The organism is Enterococcus sp. SB12, assembly GCF_030910025.2.
Classification (GTDB): domain Bacteria; phylum Bacillota; class Bacilli; order Lactobacillales; family Enterococcaceae; genus Enterococcus_B; species Enterococcus_B faecium.
The window spans coordinates 1,777,842-1,795,391 of the sequence record NZ_CP175675.1; the positions used below are offsets into that span (position 1 = coordinate 1,777,842).

Here is a 17,550-nt window from a genome sequence, read left to right on the forward strand (position 1 = left end):
CTAGTCTTTCATTTTTAAATATGCTTTGAACAATTCTAAATCGTCTGTTGTCGTCAACTTAATATTTTTATCAGAACCCGCAGCAAAATAGAGAGTTTCACCAAGATCAACCATCATTGTGTTTGTATAAGATGAGTCTGTCATCCCAATATTTTCTTTGATTGCACGATTGTAAGCAGATAACAACTTGCCATATTGGTAAGCTTGGGGTGTTGAAACACGTCGTAATGTATTACGGTCAACATACTGTTCCGTTGTTTCTTCTGTTTTTTTGATAAATATTTGTTCATTATATGGTAAAGAAGTCACACCATTTCCATATTCTTTACATTTGACAATCACATCAGATAATACTAACTCATCTACTAATGGACGAATACCATCGTGGATGATAATTGTGTCATCATCCTCAGAATAGTCTTTTAAGAACTGCACGCCATTATTAATCGATTCTTGTCCTTTAGATCCACCGGTGATCACCCATTGTACTTTACTAATGTTAAACTCTTTGATGTAAGCCCACATGGTTTCTTCCCAACCTGATTTGCAAACAACTAGTATGCGATCAATTTGTGGGTGATGCTGAAATGATTCCAAAGTATAAATAATGATTGGTTTTCCATCAATTGTAATAAATTGCTTTGGGATGTCTTGTCCCATTCTTTTGCCAACCCCACCGGCAATTATAATAGCTGTGATCATTTTTCTTCCGCTCCTTCAGTAAGATAGTATTTCCCTCTATACTCCTTATAACAGCAATCTGGATCAATATAAATCGAATCGTGAATTGTTTTCTGATTCTCTTTGGATGGTCTTTCCATATAATTACCAAAAGCGGTTTTTAAATAACGATCATAACCAACTGGAATGGGCATTTCGGTATTTTCAAACGGCACAAACTTTGCAATTGAAAAGTCCTCTGCATAATAAATGTTTCCCATATATTTAGGTCCAACACATAATTCTGTTACATACTTAGTTGGTTTTTTATTATACTTAGTCATTTGTCGTTCTGCAAAAGACCAAATATAGTAACGGATATTTTGTTTCTTGAAAATACTTAACAATATTTTTCCACCTGTAGCCATGATTCCACCATGGTTTTCTGGAACAACTTGCGAACAAAATAGAGCGTATATTAGAGCCCACATTTTTTGTGTTTTTCTACTTAATTTAGAATCTGGAGCAACGTCTAAAGGAAAGATATCAATCGTTATTCCATGTACCATATCAAGATCCTTTTGATAAGTTTTAATAAAGGTAGTGTCCGCATCTCGAATCGTTGTAAAAGAATTATGATCATTATAATTTTTAGAAGCTTTTTGAATTGGATATTTTTTATTTAACTCTGATTCATACCAAAGCTTATAAAATTTTTCATAATCTTGTCTTGGCATAAAAAAATCAAGATCATCGTCCCAAGGAATAAATCCTTTTTCTCTCACTGCTCCGATTGCACCACCACCACAAAAGTAACAAATAAGTTGTTTTTTCTTACAGAAATCAACAATCTCTTGAGCCATTTTTAATGTAACTTTTTGTAATTTTTCCATTTTAGGATCACTACTATACAAGCAAACATCCTCCTATTTTCTCAATTGTGACTGGTAAATTTTACCTCTTAAATTATTAGGCAATAAACACACTAGACTATGCGCACATGAAACAAATAAAAAATCCTTTGCTGTACCTAAGCCAGCTTTCCAGATATGATAACGTCCCTTTAATCCTGGCATAAGATATTTTATACCTCCACGTCTTGCATACATGTCTGCGCCAGCTCTAGCATAAACTAAAGGTTCTTGCACGTTATACCCTTGGAATCCTGCTTTCAAAAGTCTTACCCATAAGTAATAGTCTTCAAATCCAATCAATGGCTGATAATTACCAACACTTAATATAGCATTTTTATCAAACATCACAGTCATATGATTAAATGGATTCCTTTTTTTCGAAAATTGGCATATTTCATGATTATATTCTGGAACAATTCTTTTTCCGATTATGTGTTCCTTATTATCAACAAATTCATCGATATTACTTCCAACAATAGAAATCTCTGGGTGTTGTTCAAATATAGCTAGTTGTTTTTCTAAACGATTTTCTACCATGATGTCATCCGTATCCATCCTAGCAACTAGTCGATTCGACGTATGTTCCAGACCTTTAGCTAGCGCCACTCCCAACCCTTGATTCTGTTCTAATTTAACTAATTTAAATTTGTCAGGGTATCTTTTTTCGAACGTCTCTACTACTATTTCTAAATTCTTATTGATTGGTCCATCATAAACTAGCACAATTTCATCAGGTAAAAGTGTCTGTGCAAAAATACTAGTGAGCGCTTCTTGTAAATATTCCGGCTTTTCTTTATCATACAAAGAAAGCAACATACTGATATTTTTATTTTTCAAATTTCTCCCTGCTTTCTTCTCAAATAATTTTTTTAGCGAAAGATTTTTTCATTTGGAAAAGCAATTTCTGCCAATGAGATCACATTTTCGTCTTCTTCAAGTCCTTGAGAGGACATTTTATCAAATAGGATCTTGATGGTTTGCAGCAAGATCTTTAAATCAAGCATCAATGAATATTTTTTGATATAAAGTAAATCAAAACGTAATTTACTGTTGTAATCAGAGACATATTTCCCATAGACTTGTGCATACCCAGTGATACCAGCACGAACATTATGCCGTAAGTAGTAATGAGGGTTTTCTGCATTGAACTGATCGACGAAGAAAGGACGTTCAGGACGTGGTCCTACGATCGACATATCGCCTTTCAGCACATTGAAGATTTGTGGTAATTCATCAAAGCGGACAGCTCGAATAAATTTACCTACAGGCGTTACTCGTGCATCATTGCTCTTAGCTAAAACTGGTCCAGATTTTGCTTCGGCTGTGGCAGTCATCGAGCGGAATTTATAGATTGAAAATTCCTTTTGATTTTTTGTGATCCGCACTTGTTTATAGATGATTGGTCCCGGTGATGTCACTTTGACTAAAATTGCTGTGAATAACATAAATGGTGAAGCAATAACTAGTAAAACAAGCGAAACGATGATATCAAACAAACGTTTGAATAGTTCATATTCAGGTTGGATTCTAAATCCAGATGCTTCAATGATACTTTCATCTTCGAAATTCATAATATTTGGATTGATCAATGTCAAGTTTTCAAATGTTGTATTCAAAAACAATTTTTTTTCATTTTTAGTAACTAATTGATAGATTTTGATTTTTTCAGCTTCTTCGATATGAGAAGCAAGATAGACAATATCGATGTCTTTAATCATATTTTTGATGTTTGCATAATAGTTATCAAGAATGACTGCTTCGACTTTATGTTTGTTGTTTTTCTTTGAACCAAAATTTTGGATTGCTGGTGCGACATCCTTTTCTAACCCAATGATGACGACCTTTTTATCTCGGCTTACTCGTAAATAAAGTTTATATACGAGAATACGATAGATACTTAAGAAAAGCGTACCAAGGACAAATGAAAGTAAGATAACGAGACGTGGAAAAGCAAACCAACGGCCCGCGAAAGTCACTACCATGATCCCTAGTGTCATCAATACCTGGCCGATGACTGTGACAAACACGATGTCACTGATCATTCGATTATAAAAAACATATACACCCAACAAAATGTTCAACGCAATAAAAATCACTGAAATAATAATTGCCGAGTGTTGGAAAGTTTCTAAATTTCGTAATGGGATCTCTCCACGAAACTTCAGTAAGAAACTACTATATACTGCTGCATTGTATACAATAACATCCATTAATATAATGAATATCCGTCGTGCAGCACTCCATTCTCCATTTTTATTCATATATACACTCCTAATCACAAAATAATACCTCTATTATCTTACCATAGCCGCCTTTAAAAACCTAGTTTATAAGCAAATTGTAATGGAATTTAAAAATGTCTAATAAAATGCTTTATGCACCTCTAATCAAGACAAGAACGCTAAAGTACAAATCTCCAGATGAATCGATTTTCACTATTGTTGGTAAATTAAAGAAGTCGAAGTATTTGCTGCTTTTTCTTTTATCCACTTGAGGTTGGGACAGAAGTGTTTAACTCCTAGAAATAAGAAGAAATTCACGAAAATTGCTTTTCAAATTTTTGTGAATTTCGCTTATTTCCGAAGGAGTTGCTTCTGCTCCCACCGTTTATTCGGAGTTAGAGTCTGTGGCAAAACTGATTTTTAGTTTTGTCCCACGCTCCTCTATATTTTTCAGATACTCCACCTTTCCAAAGCACTGTCTAGCCCATAAGAATACCTGTATTTCATGGAGAATCGAAAAAATTGAAATCGATTTTTAATGGCATTATGCTTATAGAAGAAAGTGAGGTAGTATCTTATGAATACACAAGAGTTGCATGATTTTATTGGTTTTCGACAACCCAATATATGTCAAATTGTTGCATATAAGGATGGGGCAGAAGTTTATACAGATGAATGGAATGGTTATAAAAAAGACGATACTTGTCATATCATGTCAGCAACGAAAAGTATTGTATCTTTGCTGATCGGCATTGCTTTAGAACAAGGATTAATCAAAAGTATCTATGATAAAGTATTAGATTATTTTCCAGAATATAAAGTGAAACGTGGGGAGAAAACTATTTACGCTATTACAATCAAGCACTTGCTAACAATGAAAGCACCCTACAAATGTAAAGGCGATCCATGGACAAAAGTCTGTTCAAGTGAAGATTGGACAAAAACATCACTAGATTTATTGGGAGGAAGAAAAGGTATAACCGGCGAATTCAACTATCAAACTGTCTGTTTACACATATTAACTGGCTTGTTGTATCAGACAAGTAAGCTGACAACTATTGATTTTGCTAATAAGTATCTATTTGATCCTATAGGGATACCAAACCATGTCAATTATTATGCTAAAACAGCTGAAGAACATAAGCAGTTTACAATGGATAAGTCTCCTAAAACCAATGTCTGGTTTTGTGATCCACTAAATATCGGGACGGCAGGATATGGTTTGTGTTTATCGGCAAGTGATCTGGCAAAAATTGGTGTATTATGCCTAAATAAAGGGATGTATAAAGGAAAACAAATCGTACCACTCAAGTGTATAAACGAGATGTTCAAACCTAGAACCAGTGCTTTAGAAGACTTACAAAATATGAAATATGGCTATTTATGGTGGATATTAGATTCTGGGAACGAAATATATTCAGCAATTGGCAATAGTGGGAATGTACTTTATATTGACGCTAAAAATAATCTGGTTATCTCTATCACTTCTTATTTTAAACCCATGATAATTGATAGAGTGCCTTTTGTAGAGGAATACCTTAAACCATTTATTTTAAAATAGCCTATATTAAAATAAAGTATTGATTCTTTGACAGCTAGGGTTCGTGAAACTTTGTCTATGATTTTGTATCTATTGGTGCTCTGAGCATGAATAAGAAAAAGTAACTCCCTCGACTTATTTTTTTGGAGTCGGCACCTTCTGCCTTTTTTGACAAAAAACTATAAAAAGCCGTTATTTGCGAGCGAATCACAACATAACAGCTTTTTATTATAGTTTAATCTGGTCTCAACGAAAAGTCGCCGATTCCTTCTTTTGTTAAATTATCATTGTAGAATGGATCATGCGCAATATATGCTGGCCATTTATCTTGCATTTTTTTGATTTCACCAGCAAATCGTTTTTGCTTTTCAGGGGTATCTTCATACCCTCTGGATTTTGATTCAAAATGATACAGTTCTACTTGGTGTGCATAAACATTATATCTACCTAATTCATAGATTTTCAAACATAGATCGACATCATTGAATGCCACTTCTAGCGTTTCATCGAATCCATTGACAGCTTTAAAATCAGCTGCTTTAACCATCATACAAGCAGCCGTGACCGCTAGATAATTCACATCGATGACTAACCGACCAAAATAACCGCAGTGGGTACGATCGTAGTTATTCAACGCGTGCCCTGCAACCCCACCAATTCCGACAAGTACACCTGCATGTTGAGTTGTATCATCTGGATAATACAGCTTTGCTCCAACGCAACCGATACGATCAAACTGAGCATAAGAAACCATTGTCGTCATCCAATTTGGTTCAATGACTTCGGTATCATTATTTAAAAACAAGAGATATTTACCACTTGCTTTTTCTGCAGCTAAATTGTTTATTCGAGAATAATTGAAAGGAATATCGATCAACTCCACGATAAATCGTTCGTTCAATTGCTTTTTGTATTCAGCGAACAGCTCTTGCATCTTAGGATCTGTACTCCCATTATCTGCAATAATGATCTCATAATTTGGATAACTTGTTTTTTCAATGATTGAGTCGACGCATAGTTTCAGATCATCATACCCATTTTTTGTTGGGATAATGACACTGACCAGCTCTTCTTGCAATACCTCATAAGTGACTTCATAGAAACCTGAGATCAAACCGGGACGGACGGTTCCTTTGATTCCTCTTCTATTTAGAGTATCAGTTAAGGCTTTCACGCCAGAATCATAGATATAACTTTTCGCTTCGCCACTGCTGGCTGTTGAACCTGGAATCGTTCGCCAATGATAAAGTACTTTATCAATATGGTAAATATGGTCTTCAGGGATCTGTTCTGTCACTCGTAGGACTAAATCATAATCTTGCGATCCTTCATATCCTTTTCTAAATCCGCCAAGGGACTTGACGATACTTGAACGATAAACACTTAAATGTGAAATGTAATTATTTCCCATTAGAGTATCTGGTGACCAATCTGCTTTGAAATGTGGATCGAAACGATTCCCTTCAGCATCGATCTTATCTTCGTCACTATAGATCACATCAAGTTCAGGTCGCTCATTTAAAACTTTCACTACTTCAAAAAGTGCATGAGGTGGTAATTCATCATCATTGTCCAGCAAAGCAATGAATTCACCAGTTGCGATTTCTAATGCAGAATTTGTCGCTAAACTGATATGCCCATTTTCTTTTCGAAAGACAACTTTGATCCGTGGCTCTTTTTTCTCATAAGCTTCTAAACATTTCTTGATTTTGGGGTCGGTAGATGCATCATCACTGATACACAGTTCCCAGTTATCATAAGTTTGATTTATCACAGAATCGATACACTTTTCTAGCCATTTGATTTCTACATTGTAAACGGGCATCGCTATGGAAATCAGCGGACGATAGTCAAATTTTTTAGACTGCTCTTGTTGACTTTTCAAATCGATATTTTCGTGGCGAGTGATCCACTCTGCATAATCGATTGAACCTGGTTTTAGTTCTAGTTTTACTCGGCGAATTGCTTTTTTTACACCATGTGTTCGGGCATAATTGATGCCTTTTTTCAATAACCGTTTTTTCTTTTCCCAACCAGTTTCTAGTCCATCATCATAAGGGTAACGACTATTTAGTTTCACAGCGATCCCATTTTGATGTTTTTTGGTCTGGAAGTCGAGGATTGCTCTGCCTTTTAATCGTCCAGATAAGCGGATCGAAAAACCGCTTGGTGTTTTCACATCTAAGTTGTATAAATGATTGATATCGAGTCGAACGACATTTGTTACCTCTGCGATAACATTTTCTTTATCTACTTTGATATGAGGAATCTCTTTTGTAACCTCATCGACTGCCCAACCGACGATCAGCAAATCGCCCGTTGCTCGTTCACGAGTGATTTTATCAATAAATACGGCAATTTCTTTTTTTTGCACTATCTTCCGTTCTCCTTTATCTTTCTTGAATAAATGTGATCAGATTTCTACAAACCATGTTTGCCCATTCTCAGCTGTCAACTCGACCATAAATGAGCGTTGGTCTTGCTCACTTAGTATCTGTAACTCAAAACCAGCTTTCATTCCTGCTGGGAGTTGTTCTGCCTGATTGACTTCAGGACGTTCAACCTGTAACACATTAAAATAAGGAGATTGGTTTTCTGACAAATGATACGCTAACGGTTTACGATCACTATTCGAAATCCCCCATCCTATGATCGTCAATAGTTTCGTTTCAGGATTCCATGATCGACTATCGACACATAAAGATAGTTCTTTTGCTTGGATTTTCTTTGGTGTTTCTTTTAGTCGTTTTCCACGTGATTTGATCGTGAACTCTTGTTCATCTAATAACGAATAATAACGAGTAGTGGTTGTTTGCAAGTAATGATCTAATGTCGTCTTATCGATTCTTAATTGCTGATTTTCTTTTTCAAGCATATCGATTCTTGTTTCGAGTTGCTGTTGGTTTGCTGCTAATGGTTTGATCGTAGCTAGCAATTCTTCCATCGTTTTAGTTAGTTCACCAATGAATCGATAATGGCAATGAACCGTTATCTCTTTCCCTGCAACATTAGAAAGAAGGAACATTGGTCGTTCTTTTCCATCAAATAAATAGCAATCACTTGGTGTGCGGATCACCGCATTTGTTTGAAGATACTCGCTTTTCTCCCCAGAAACCTCCACTTGAAATTCAATGGTACTTGGTTGTTCCTCAAACAAGAAGGAAACAGTTTTTACATCTTCTGGGATAGAAAAAGAAAGTACTTGGTTTTCACCGGTATGATTGTTGAATGGGATCGTTTGACTCGTTTCTTGACTGGCAGTTTTTTGTTTCATGTCCATTAGTCGTACATAATTTGAATTTTGCGGTTCAGAAACTTTGTTCTTTTCCACTGGATGTTTCATCAACGAGAAGAAATACTGATAAACTTCTCCGAATGGGCGCATTTTGAAATCATAACGGACCGCTTCAGGTAACTCTCCATACGTTGATTTTAACTCTGTATCTCCTACTGCTAAATAAAGGTAATCCTCGATATTGACATATAGCCCAGCTTTTTCAAAAACTTTTTGGAAGCCATCATGAGTATAAAAAGAATTATGGGTTTCATCTAGGAGACCATAAGAAGCCCACGGCAATTGGTTATTGAACAAATCGATCATGACAGAATTATGCGCCAAGTTAGGGAATGTAATTAGAATTTCTCCTTCTTCATTCAAAAATTCTCTAACTTTCTTCAACGTTTTTCCAGGATCTACCAAATGTTCTAAAACATCGGCAAACAAAACGTAATCAAATGTCTGTCCAGCATAATAGTTTGCCCATTCAAAACTTTCGATATCTCCATAAAATCCATCTTGGGCAAATTCGCTGACAAAATCGAACAATTCCTTATCTAGCTCGACAATGCTCACTTCACATTGTTTTGCTCCGATCAAATGTTTCGTTAATCGGCCGTTTCCGGGACCAAACTCTAAAACTTTACTTCCTGGTTTGATCTGTGCGGCAATTTTTCCCACACTGCTTTGTTCATCTAGGTCCATTTCAAAATCATATTTCATTGCTATGAGTCCCTTCTTCCCATTTATGGTCTAAGACCACGATGCCTTCTCCGATATAAGAACCACTGACAAACAAGTTCATGTATTTTGTCTTGTATACCAAAGGAACCGTTGCATTTTCTTCAAAGACCGCAACGTCAAAATAATATTCACCAGCTAACAAACCTAACTTTTCATACTCCAGATAAAAGATATTCTCACCTTTTTTCCAAGGGATCTTGATACTATCTAGTAGAGTATTGAGTCCGCACACATAAAAATTGTCGACTGTACGCAGAGCAATTCCTAAAACTGGATTTTTGATTGTATCGTCTTTTACTTCATAGGTTACTTTAACGTATAGTTTTTCTCCTTGTTCCAGCATATCCACTGGATTTTTATTTTTATCCAACAATTCGGCTTTCGTCACGTCTACGATATCTGGAGCTGCGAAGCGTTCTACTTGGTTTTTATTTCGATCTACTGTTTTAACTGATTTTTTCTTCAAAAAGTTTTCGTAATTCGTCGTTACTTCCATCGTATCACCATATTCGACAACTTCTCCATTTTTCAACCAATAGGAACGATCACAAAAACGGCGAATCGAACTAATATCATGAGAAACGAATAAAATCGTTTTTCCCGAGTTCTTAATTTCTGTAAATTTTTCCATACATTTCAGTTGGAATTCAAGATCTCCTACTGCCAATGCTTCATCCACAATCAAAATATCAGGATTCACATTGATCGCTACAGCAAAAGCTAGACGAACGAACATCCCACTTGAATAGGTTTTTACAGGTTGATAAATATGGTCGCCAATATCAGCAAATTCAATGATATCATCGACCATTTCATCGACTTCTTCTCTTGAAAATCCTAGAACCATTCCATTTAAATAGATATTTTCATAGCCAGAATACTCAGGATTGAATCCTGATCCTAGTTCTAGCAAAGCTGAGATTTTTCCTTCGATTTCCATCGTGCCGGATGTTGGTGTCAGTACTCCCGTAATGATTTTCAACATTGTAGATTTTCCTGATCCGTTTTCTCCCACGAAACCGATCATCTCACCTTTTTTTATTTCTACATTCACGTTTTTCAACGCATAAAACACATCATGATAGGATTTCTTAAAAGGATTGAGGGCTTCACGAAATCGATCCGAAGGTTTTGCGTACATATTATAAGATTTTGTGATATCTTTTAGTCTAATTGCATATTCTGTCATAGCTATTCTCCTTACAGCACATCTGAAAAATGTGGTTTCAATCTACGGAACACTGCAGAGCCGATTACGAACATTACTAACGTGAAAACCCAGAAATACAAAGTATATGTTCCATGCTCCCAGAACCAAGCTTCACTTAAAAATGACTCACGATAACCTTGAACAACATAGTACAGCGGATTTAATTTCAATATGCTTACAAGACCTGAATCAAACTGATTAGGGCTCCATAATATCGGTAATGTCCACATGATCAACTGCAGCACGATCGTAATTAATTGCATGATATCAGGTAGAAATGGTTGGATCGATGCCGTCAGCCAAGTCAATCCTGTCAAGAAAGCACACATGCAAAATAAATAATAAATCAGCTGTAAAGACATTGCTGAAGGATATATACCATTTATAAGCGCGACAGCTATGCCAATCAGAATGAAGAATAAATGGGTGTACAGATTGGATAGAATTTTCGTCGTGGGCAAGATACGAATATTGAATACGACTTTCTTTACTAAATAAGTATATTCCCGAAAAACAACCGTAGTTGATGCAAATGCATCTGAGAAGAAGAACCAGGGAATCATCCCGGTAACTAAATATACGATAAATGGGTATTTTGCATCGATCATTTGTGCTTTCAGTCCAACACCAAATACCAGCCAATAAATCAATACAGTAAATAGCGGATTGATAAACGCCCATAAGATTCCTAAAAACGATCCTGCATATCTTGATTTGAAGTCATTGATCGAAAACTGTAGCAGTAATTTTCTGTTCTGATAAATGTCCTTCATAAATAAATACAAATCTTTAAACATTTGTGTTCCTCCAAGCGATTTTCAGTGAATTACAGTCAAGTGCCATTTTACCATATTTTTGGTACCGAGCTGCGTTCTTATTTCTTTCTTAATTTTCTATGATACAAGATTTTCTCTAACGCTTCTATTTTACAGAAGATGCTAGACAATTGCAATAAACCAAAAAAGGCTGCGACGGTTGTCACAGCCTCTCTCGTATTTTGTGCCTATCAATGATAGCGTTGGATCCTGGAAGAATGAGCGCTATCTGGTTGTTCCTCATAAGATGTATCATCATAAGTCATATCGTCATATGCCTCTTCCATAACATAGAATTCCTCCGCAACTTCTGGTTCATCATAACGATGAACGGACATAGCCAACAGGATATAAATAATCGGAACCCATGGGTATGAAGTCAATGTATCCTCCATAAATGACTGCATCATCACCGCAAAAAAGGCCCAGATAAAAGTCATCTGCCCGTTGGATAAATCTGCTTTCAACGTTAAGCGACCAATAAAAAGGATAAGCAGCAAAGCAGCAATCCCAAATCCTATCAATCCATAGATATTCAAAATAGAATTATAACTATTGTGGTTTCCTAAAAATTGGTTTCCTCGCTGGAAGATAAATGTTTTCATTCCTAGTAAAACTTGCTCAGATTTTTCTCCTAGCGTCTGATAGAATTTATGCCAAATATCTTCTCGACCGGTAAACAAATTGACTTTTTCGGAAACAGCGGCTAGATAAGAAATCGGTAAAGCCAAAAGAATCGTAGCCGTATAGGCAATAAATGGCGCACGAATGACACTCATCAACGATTTAGGTAAAAGATCCAATATCGCAAAAACAATCAACGCGACTAATGCACCTCTAGATTGGCAGACCCAAATACCTAAAAAGGCTGCAACGACTGCTATCCCACCGATGATTCGAACATACCATCGTTCAAAAGAACTGGCAAATCCGCTGATCAGTAAAGCAAGAGTCATCAAAGAACTTCCGATTGTATTCGTATTGATCCAAATATCAGAAAGTGTATTACCCGGAGCCCAGATACTTTGTCCTTCTGGTACTTGGATCTCTGTAAATACACGATATAACGTGATTCCGAGGAAGACCGAAAAGACAATCAGATAAATACCGCGATCCCATTTTGTCCACTCGATCCATTTAATTACTAAACAAAATAAAATAATCAAAGGAAACAGCAAATCACCAAATAAAGACTCATTTCTTAATTCCCGAAAGTAAGAAAAGAAAAGGAAAAGGGCAAGCGCAATACCTAGATAAAGAAAATCGACGCCTTTTGCTTTATAAACATTTAAAATGAGCAAAATAGCCACACTAAAAGCGATAAGAAATGAACTATTGTTATATATAAACAAAGTTGCTGGAAAACCTAACCCTGCTGTCCAAACAAAAAAGACTAGCGTCAGCAACAAAAGCAAGAAACCGACACTCATTTTGTTGACAAATTTTTGTACGATTGCTTGAATTATCTCCACTCTCCTTTCTACTAATATTTCAGGATTATTCTCAGCTAGCCTATTACTGTACGACTAGCTGATTTTCCTGAGTTTGTGTTTGTGGTACATCTGGATAATCCGGATATTCTACTTTAAAAATCATATAACCGTCTTTATCCGGTCCATATAGCTGCGTGAACTGCGCTTCATATAATTGGTTGTAATCAGTTAATGGTCGTTTACTGATCACATAGTCGATCCCTAATTTTTCTGCGTCTTCAAAATTCAACGTGACCGAAAACATATCTGGACGATCTAAAATGAACTTTGTATCCTCCTTAGCGATAAAAGCTCTTGTATGAGCATACCGATTATAATATTTCTCATATTCTTCTTTCGGATCGATTTTCTTCCATGCAGCTATATCCGGATAAAAGCGTACTGTATTGAAGGATTTCACTCCCAATGTTGGGGTGAAGTTATATAATTCATCTTCAGACAACCAAACTTTACCAGGATCTTGTTGATCGATTTTTTGGATTTCTTTTGCCAGTGTTTTTTCAAAAATCGCTCCTGTACCTTCTACGACTGGATTGACGAAAAAGCCAGATACGATAACTAAGGCGGCAAAAGCGAGGTAAAACAAGCGTCTCCAGCCAAATAATGCAAAAGCTAAAATCACTGTTCCCAACACAGCAACTGCGATGGTTTCAAAATCCGAAAAATAATTATCCATTTTCGAATGCGTAATCGCATAGAAATAAGACCATGCATTTACTGCCAACAAAATGAATTTATACCAAATAGGAATAACATCTTCTCTCCAAATATAAGCGATAAACCAGATCGATAATAAACAAGCCGCAAAACTAAAAGTAAGGATGGCTCTTAATGGAGGAACATAAGACAGCAGAGTGATTTCTGCTAGCCATTTTGGCAACCCAACGGTAATCCAAAAGATAGAAAACAGACAAAAAATCATCAAAATACGTCCCAGTAACTTTTGTTCGCTATCTTTTTTGCCAAATAACACAAATGGACTTGCTAGGAATACAGTTGGAAAAAAGTGATAGAACAGGGCCACTTCAGAGTTATTCGAATAGTTGATATCTTCAAAAGGAATTTTCCAATTTGTAAGGAAAGAAAAAAATTCGCCAATCGTCCACTTTCCTCCAGTACTTACCCGTTTTCCTGGATATAAGGTATTCAAAGAAGCTAACAATGCGTCTTTTGACGTTAGCCAGAAATGAACCATGACTCCGCCAATAAATAAAACTGCCCCTCCAATCAACACTACATCCAACAGATCCCATGAAACTTTCTTGCTATAGTAAATAAGCAGGCCAACAAAATAAAAAATCAGCAAGTACGCCAGCATCACTTGATGGGCTGGGTAAATCACTAAAATAAACCCAATACCGAAAATAACCACCAAAAGCATCATCAACGTTCGTAGCCATTTTTTATCATGATTGTAGAAATAATGATAAAAAGCAATCATCAGTCCCAAAGTAAAGAAAATCAAATCGCCCACATGTTGCATGAACCACCACTGGACTGCTGGAGAAAATGTCAGCGCAAATGCACCGATTAGCGATAGAGCTTTTTTCCTCTTCGTTAATATCATCAGTACTTCGAATCCAAGCAAGACCATGACGACTAATTTCATCGCCCAATAAAAGGAAAGTCCTCGATCTCTTCCGAGGAAAAAGAATCCCCAGTTGAATGGTTTTCCGATAACCGTAATATCCTTTACAGGAGAATTATACGCAATGATCATGTTTTGTCCGTTTAATGAATAATCCTCGTTCACCAACGGAAAGTCCTCTTCAGCTTGTGAGAGGTAAAAAGGTGTCTGCACCAGCCATTCGTCTGACCGCACTTCCCGATTCTGTCCAAAAATCACATCAGTTTTTTTCCCATCGTCTCTTTGCGACACATATTTATCCCAAACACCAAGTGAACTTCCGTTTAAATTAAAAGTAACGATGACCACGATGACTAAAACGCCAATAAGATAGCGGAGTTTTAGAAACAGGTCAAGCACCAAATTCGAATCTGCCTGATTCGCTTTTGGCTTTTCTTTTCGTCGTGCACTTCTTGTTTGTTTTTCCATATCATGCTCCAAATTCTATTTGATAAAAAGGAAATTACTTATTCATTTTTTTGGCAGCTTCCAGCATTTGCGCAAGTGCTTCTTGCCAAGTTGGTATGACAAAACCTAACGCTTCTGTCTTTTTCAGGCTCATGACTGAATACTGCGGACGTGTTGCTTTTTGCGGAAATTCTTCTGACGTAACAGGTGCAACTTCTACATCTGTATCTTTCAATATTTCTTTTGCGAACTCATACCAAGAACAGCTATTTTCGTTCGACAAATGATAAATACCAAATGGTGCTTTTTCTTCGATGACATATACCATAAATTCTGCCAAAGTACGTGTCCAAGTTGGTCGCCCAAACTGGTCATTTACTACAGTCAGTTTGTCGCGGGTTTCCGCTAGGCGTTGCATCGTGAAGACGAAATTGTGTCCATAGATCCCGAAAACCCAAGAAGTTCGTATGATATAATAGTCTTCTAAAATCTCTTCTACTGCTTTTTCGCCTAATAATTTCGTACGACCATATTCATTTAGTGGATTCGTTTGGTCGTCTACTTCGTATTCTACATTTTTGTTTTTTCCATCGAAAACATAGTCTGTACTGATATAGACGAATTGTGCATTCACAGCTTTTGCTGCAAGTGCTACATTTCTTGTGCCATCGACATTGATTTTCTCATCTAATTCTTTTGCTTCTTCTTCTGCTTTATCTACTGCTGTGTAAGCTGCGCAATGGAAAATAACATCGGGTTTTAATTCTGTAATATAAGCCATTGTTTTCTCAGCATCTGTGATATCCAAGTCTTTTGCATCTGTTGAAACATATGGCAGATTTTTTTCATCTAATAAATGGCGCAATTCTGTACCTAATTGTCCATTTCCTCCAGTTAATAAAAACATATGGTTATCCGCTCCTTGATTTTTATTTTAAAAAAGAGACAGGCGAGCGCCTGCCTCACATGTGTTTTTCCATTAATACAGTGAAATTTCCTCTGTATTATTGTCCATTTTTGGCATATGCTGCTTCAACGGCCTCTTTTTCTTTTTTCCACCAGTCTTCATGTTCTTCGTACCATTTGATCGTGTCAGCCAACCCATCACGGAAGTTCGTAAACTCAGGCTGCCAACCTAGCTCTTCTCGCAATTTTGTCGAATCGATTGCATAACGCAAATCGTGCCCTGCACGGTCGTTTACATGGTCGTATGCGTCTTTTGGTTGGCCCATCATTTCTAAGATCAATTCCATCACGGTCTTATTATCTTCTTCACCGTCTGCACCGATCAGATAGGTTTCGCCAATTCTGCCTTTCGTCAAAATCAGCCACACTGCTGAAGAATGATCATTCGTATGGATCCAGTCACGAACATTCTTTCCTTCGCCATATAATTTTGGACGAATACCGCTTAAGATACTCGTTACTTGGCGAGGAATAAATTTTTCAATATGCTGATAAGGACCATAGTTGTTTGAACAGTTTGAAATGGTTGCACGTAAGCCAAAAGAACGCACCCATGCTTTTACTAACAGATCTGAACCAGCTTTTGTAGAAGAATATGGACTTGAAGGATTATATGGTGTTTCCGCAGTGAATTTTTCTCCTTCGCCTTCCCCATGTCCTGGCAGGTCTTCACGTAATGGAAGATCGCCGTAAACCTCGTCAGTAGATACGTGATGATAGCGTACATCATACTTGCGGCAAGCTTCTAAAAGTGTATACGTACCAATGATATTCGTTTGTACAAATGGGAAAGGATCTTTTAATGAATTATCGTTATGGGATTCTGCCGCGTAATGAACAACTGCGTCCGCTTCTTTTACTAGACGGTCCACTAATTCTGCATCTGCAACATCTCCTACGACCAATTCTACGCGATCGCTAGGAAGTCCAGCCAAGTTCTCTTTGTTTCCTGCATAAGTCAGTTTATCCAAAACAGTGACATGCACTTCTGGATGATTGTTTACCACGTAACGAACGAAATTAGAGCCGATGAATCCGGCACCTCCGGTAACAATGATGTTTTTCATAAGAAAATTTCTCCTTAATTCTTAGATTTCTCCGTAAACAAATGGATTTTCTGCTTCAAATTCTTTTAATGTCGGATGACGGTGATCTTTTTCCGACATAATCGCTCTTGATGGATCAATTGGCCAATCAATCGCTAGATCTGGATCATCAAATGCGATGCCCCCATCTGCTTCTGCATTATAGTAATTATCACACTTATAAAGGAAGTTCACATTTGGTGTCAAAGTAACGAATCCATGGGCATATCCTTTAGGTACAAGCAACTGTCGATGATTATGTTCAGATAAGATAAATCCGTCCCATTGACCATAAGTCGGGCTACCTTTGCGGATATCCACTACTACATCTAAAACTGCTCCAGTGACTACCCGAATCAATTTTGTCTGTGCAGCTTCTCCTTTTTGGAAATGAAGCCCCCGAAGGACACCAGCTTCAGCTGATAGTGAATGGTTGTCTTGAACAAAGTCATATTTCAATCCATGTTCTGCAAATTTTGCTTTTGAATAACTTTCTGTGAAGAAACCGCGATGATCGCCAAAGACATCCATTTCTACGATTTTGACATCTGTTAATTTTGTATCTGTTACTTTCATCTGTAAGGACTCC

14 protein-coding genes are annotated in these 17,550 nt (G+C 36.8%); 1 reads left to right on the plus strand and 13 read right to left on the minus strand.

All coding sequences use genetic code 11. From position 1 onward, the window contains the following. From RBL01_RS08755 to RBL01_RS08770, 4 genes are read right to left on the minus strand one after another with little or no spacing between them, the layout of a single operon-like run. Window positions 1-702: a 2-C-methyl-D-erythritol 4-phosphate cytidylyltransferase gene (locus RBL01_RS08755; RefSeq protein ID WP_005880956.1), complete on the minus strand. Its 702-nt coding sequence runs from the start codon at window positions 700-702 to the stop codon at window positions 1-3. Then, complete coding sequence (locus RBL01_RS08760; RefSeq protein WP_080391766.1) at window positions 699-1,553, minus strand: phosphorylcholine transferase LicD; 855 nt, start codon at window positions 1,551-1,553, stop codon at window positions 699-701. Before RBL01_RS08760 ends, RBL01_RS08755 begins: the two co-directional genes overlap by 4 nt. A gap of 33 nt (window positions 1,554-1,586) precedes the next feature. Next, window positions 1,587-2,390, minus strand: a complete 804-nt coding sequence (locus tag RBL01_RS08765; protein ID WP_080391767.1) for a glycosyltransferase — start codon at window positions 2,388-2,390, stop codon at window positions 1,587-1,589. Between the two features lie 53 nt (window positions 2,391-2,443). Beyond that, entirely contained in the window at window positions 2,444-3,835 is a 1,392-nt protein-coding gene (locus RBL01_RS08770; RefSeq protein ID WP_058128703.1) for a sugar transferase, read from the minus strand. Window positions 3,836-4,373: 538 nt separating this feature from the next. Between RBL01_RS08770 and RBL01_RS08775 the strand changes: the two genes are divergently transcribed. Beyond that, window positions 4,374-5,357, plus strand: coding sequence for a serine hydrolase (locus RBL01_RS08775; protein ID WP_307781086.1), 984 nt, complete (start codon window positions 4,374-4,376; stop codon window positions 5,355-5,357). A gap of 214 nt (window positions 5,358-5,571) precedes the next feature. Here the strand turns inward: RBL01_RS08775 and RBL01_RS08780 are convergent, their stop codons facing one another. The 9 genes from RBL01_RS08780 to rfbC all read right to left on the minus strand — a co-directional run bounded on the left by RBL01_RS08780 (window position 5,572) and on the right by rfbC (window position 17,537). Further along, window positions 5,572-7,710 carry a glycosyltransferase family 2 protein gene (locus tag RBL01_RS08780; protein ID WP_058128705.1) on the minus strand — a complete coding sequence of 713 codons (2,139 nt, stop codon included), beginning with the start codon at window positions 7,708-7,710 and terminating at the stop codon, window positions 5,572-5,574. Window positions 7,711-7,749: 39 nt separating this feature from the next. After that, window positions 7,750-9,336, minus strand: coding sequence for a class I SAM-dependent methyltransferase (locus tag RBL01_RS08785; RefSeq protein WP_072538643.1), 1,587 nt, complete (start codon window positions 9,334-9,336; stop codon window positions 7,750-7,752). After that, on the minus strand, window positions 9,326-10,546 hold the full coding sequence (locus RBL01_RS08790; protein ID WP_058128707.1) for an ABC transporter ATP-binding protein: 1,221 nt from the start codon (window positions 10,544-10,546) through the stop codon (window positions 9,326-9,328). The genes RBL01_RS08785 and RBL01_RS08790 overlap by 11 nt, the downstream gene beginning before the upstream one ends. Before the next feature lie 11 nt (window positions 10,547-10,557). Then, window positions 10,558-11,364: an ABC transporter permease gene (locus RBL01_RS08795; protein ID WP_002289081.1), complete on the minus strand. Its 807-nt coding sequence runs from the start codon at window positions 11,362-11,364 to the stop codon at window positions 10,558-10,560. Window positions 11,365-11,573: 209 nt separating this feature from the next. Then, window positions 11,574-12,854, minus strand: coding sequence for an EpaQ family protein (locus RBL01_RS08800; protein ID WP_307781087.1), 1,281 nt, complete (start codon window positions 12,852-12,854; stop codon window positions 11,574-11,576). Window positions 12,855-12,897: 43 nt separating this feature from the next. Then, window positions 12,898-14,931: a hypothetical protein gene (locus RBL01_RS08805; RefSeq protein WP_058128709.1), complete on the minus strand. Its 2,034-nt coding sequence runs from the start codon at window positions 14,929-14,931 to the stop codon at window positions 12,898-12,900. Between the two features lie 34 nt (window positions 14,932-14,965). Further along, window positions 14,966-15,817 carry a dTDP-4-dehydrorhamnose reductase gene (gene rfbD / locus RBL01_RS08810; RefSeq protein ID WP_002294531.1) on the minus strand — a complete coding sequence of 284 codons (852 nt, stop codon included), beginning with the start codon at window positions 15,815-15,817 and terminating at the stop codon, window positions 14,966-14,968. 97 nt (window positions 15,818-15,914) lie between these two features. Continuing rightward, a complete protein-coding gene (rfbB, locus tag RBL01_RS08815; protein ID WP_307781088.1) occupies window positions 15,915-16,943 on the minus strand; it encodes a dTDP-glucose 4,6-dehydratase in 1,029 nt (342 codons plus the stop codon). Window positions 16,944-16,964: 21 nt separating this feature from the next. Continuing rightward, on the minus strand, window positions 16,965-17,537 hold the full coding sequence (rfbC, locus tag RBL01_RS08820) for a dTDP-4-dehydrorhamnose 3,5-epimerase (RefSeq protein ID WP_002286442.1): 573 nt from the start codon (window positions 17,535-17,537) through the stop codon (window positions 16,965-16,967). Between the last annotated feature and the right edge of the window lie 13 nt (window positions 17,538-17,550).

Bases quoted from the DNA above. Each gene is read 5' to 3' on its own strand.
- RBL01_RS08755 (WP_005880956.1), bottom strand. From the start codon at position 702: ATGATCACAGCTATTATAATTGCCGGTGGGGTTGGCAAAAGAATGGGA.
- RBL01_RS08760 (WP_080391766.1), bottom strand. From the start codon at position 1,553: ATGGAAAAATTACAAAAAGTTACATTAAAAATGGCTCAAGAGATTGTT.
- RBL01_RS08765 (WP_080391767.1), bottom strand. From the start codon at position 2,390: ATGTTGCTTTCTTTGTATGATAAAGAAAAGCCGGAATATTTACAAGAA.
- RBL01_RS08770 (WP_058128703.1), bottom strand. From the start codon at position 3,835: ATGAATAAAAATGGAGAATGGAGTGCTGCACGACGGATATTCATTATA.
- RBL01_RS08775 (WP_307781086.1), top strand. From the start codon at position 4,374: ATGAATACACAAGAGTTGCATGATTTTATTGGTTTTCGACAACCCAAT.
- RBL01_RS08785 (WP_072538643.1), bottom strand. From the start codon at position 9,336: ATGAAATATGATTTTGAAATGGACCTAGATGAACAAAGCAGTGTGGGA.
- RBL01_RS08790 (WP_058128707.1), bottom strand. From the start codon at position 10,546: ATGACAGAATATGCAATTAGACTAAAAGATATCACAAAATCTTATAAT.
- RBL01_RS08795 (WP_002289081.1), bottom strand. From the start codon at position 11,364: ATGTTTAAAGATTTGTATTTATTTATGAAGGACATTTATCAGAACAGA.
- RBL01_RS08805 (WP_058128709.1), bottom strand. From the start codon at position 14,931: ATGGAAAAACAAACAAGAAGTGCACGACGAAAAGAAAAGCCAAAAGCG.
- rfbD (WP_002294531.1), bottom strand. From the start codon at position 15,817: ATGTTTTTATTAACTGGAGGAAATGGACAATTAGGTACAGAATTGCGC.
- rfbB (WP_307781088.1), bottom strand. From the start codon at position 16,943: ATGAAAAACATCATTGTTACCGGAGGTGCCGGATTCATCGGCTCTAAT.
- rfbC (WP_002286442.1), bottom strand. From the start codon at position 17,537: ATGAAAGTAACAGATACAAAATTAACAGATGTCAAAATCGTAGAAATG.